Source organism: Mycobacterium sp. IS-1590 (assembly GCF_001500025.1).
GTDB lineage: Bacteria > Actinomycetota > Actinomycetes > Mycobacteriales > Mycobacteriaceae > Mycobacterium.
Genome location: NZ_LQIW01000039.1, coordinates 1 through 2,099, shown reverse-complemented (window position 1 = coordinate 2,099; position 2,099 = coordinate 1). Strand labels below are relative to the sequence as shown.

1 protein-coding gene is annotated in these 2,099 nt (G+C 63.5%); it reads right to left on the bottom strand.

Features of this window, described 5'->3' with window-relative positions; genetic code table 11:
- On the bottom strand, positions 1 to 2,099 hold a 2,099-nt coding region (locus AU197_RS19435; RefSeq protein ID WP_156434488.1), incomplete at both ends, for a non-ribosomal peptide synthetase.

Sequence of the window (2,099 nt, the reverse complement as noted above, 5' to 3'; positions counted from 1 at the left end):
TCGCCGCCGAGTTCGAAGAAGGAGTCGTCGACGCCGACGCGGTCCAGGCCCAGGACTTGGGCATAGATGCGGGCCAGGACTTCTTCGGTGTGGTTGCCCGGGGCCCGGTAGTGGTCGATGTCCTGGTATTCCGGTGCCGGCAGGGCGCGGGTGTCGAGCTTGCCGTTGACCGTCAACGGCAGCTTGTCCAGGGCAACGATCGCGGTCGGGACCATGTAGGCGGGCAGCCGTTCGCTCAGCGCGCTACGCGCAGCCACCGGATCGATGCTGCCGGTGACATAGCCGACCAGACGCTTGTCGCCGGGGCGATCCTCTCGAGCGATCACCGCGGCCTGATCCACCCCCTCCAGGGCGTTCAACGCGACCTGAATCTCACCCAACTCGATGCGATACCCACGGATCTTGACCTGGTCATCAGCACGCCCCAGATAGCGAAGCTGCCCATCAGCACCCCACGAGGCAAGATCGCCGGTGCGATACATCCGCTGCCCGGGGTCACTGGCATCAGCGAACGGACACGCCACAAACCGCGTCGCGCTCAGATCCGAGCGACCCAGATACCCACACGCCAACCCCGCACCGGCGACATACAACTCACCGACCACACCGGCAGGCACCCGACGCAACCACTTGTCCAACACGAAAAAGCCCAGATGCGCCAACGGCACCCCGATCGGGCTGACCGCACTGTCGACATCGGCGGCCACAATCTCACGGAACGAGGCATGCACCGTGGTCTCGGTGATCCCATACATATTGATCATCCGCGGCAACCCCGGATGACGATCCAGCCACGACGCCAACCGCTGCGGCTCTAAGGCCTCCCCACCGAACACCACCATCTGCAGCGCCAGCTGAGCGCTCTTCTGCGCAGACAACGCATCAGCGGTCTGCAACGCATAAAACGCCGACGGCGTCTGACTCAACACACTGACCTGCTCACCGACCAGCAGATCATGCAGATCCTCCGGCGAACGCACCACCGCATCGGGCACCACCACCACCCGACCCCCATGGGCCAGCGCACCCCAGATCTCCCACACCGAGAAATCGAAGGCCAACGAATGACACTGCGTCCACACCTGCCCGGCCGACAACTCCACATCGGCGTCCAAGGCCTCCAACAAAGACACCACATTGCGATGAGTGACCGCCACACCCTTGGGCCTACCGGTGGTACCCGAGGTGTAAATCAAGTACGCGATGTCCTCAGCCGCCGGGGATGGCAAGCCCGTGCTCGGATAATCCTCGATACCAGGCTCAGCGATGTCGATGATCGGCACCTCACAGCGCTCAAGCCGCCCGGCCAACACCGCGGTGCTCAGCACCGCGATCGGCGCGGCATCGGCGAGCATGAACTCCATCCGCGCCGCCGGATGAGCCGGATCCATCGCCAGATACGCCGCACCGGTCTTGAGCACCGCCAACAGCGCCGTCACCGCCTGAGCTGAACGATCCAACAACAGCGCCACCCGCTGACCCGGACCCGCCCCACGCTCAACCAACAAATGCGCCAACCGATTCGACGCCTCATCCAGTTCCCGATAAGTCAACGAACGGCCCTCAAAACTCACCGCCGCCGCCTGCGGAGAACGCAACACCTGCGCCGCGAACAACCCCGGAATCGACTCCGACACACTCGCTCGACGACTCAGCGCCCCCCGATTACCCCACTCATCCAAACGGGCATAGTCCACCTCATCGAGCACATCCATCGACGACAACCGACCACCAGGATCGGCCACCATCCACTCCAACACCCGACGCAACCGCTCGACCAACAACTCAATACTGGCCGCATCAAAAACATCGGTACGAAACTCGACCTCACCACCAATCCCGGCCGGCTCACCCCCCTCAGACCACCGCTCAGCCAACGAAAACGTCAAATCCATTCGAGCCGAATGGGTATCGGTGGACAGCGGGGCCACCTGCACGTCACCCAGGGTCAAACCCGCGGTGGGATCGGGGCCCTGCCAGTTCTGCCACGCCAACATCACCTGCACCAGCGGATGATGGGTACGGCTGCGAGTCGGGTTCAACCGCTCGACAAGCACCTCAAACGGCACATCCTGATGCTCATAGGCAGCCAGACTGCG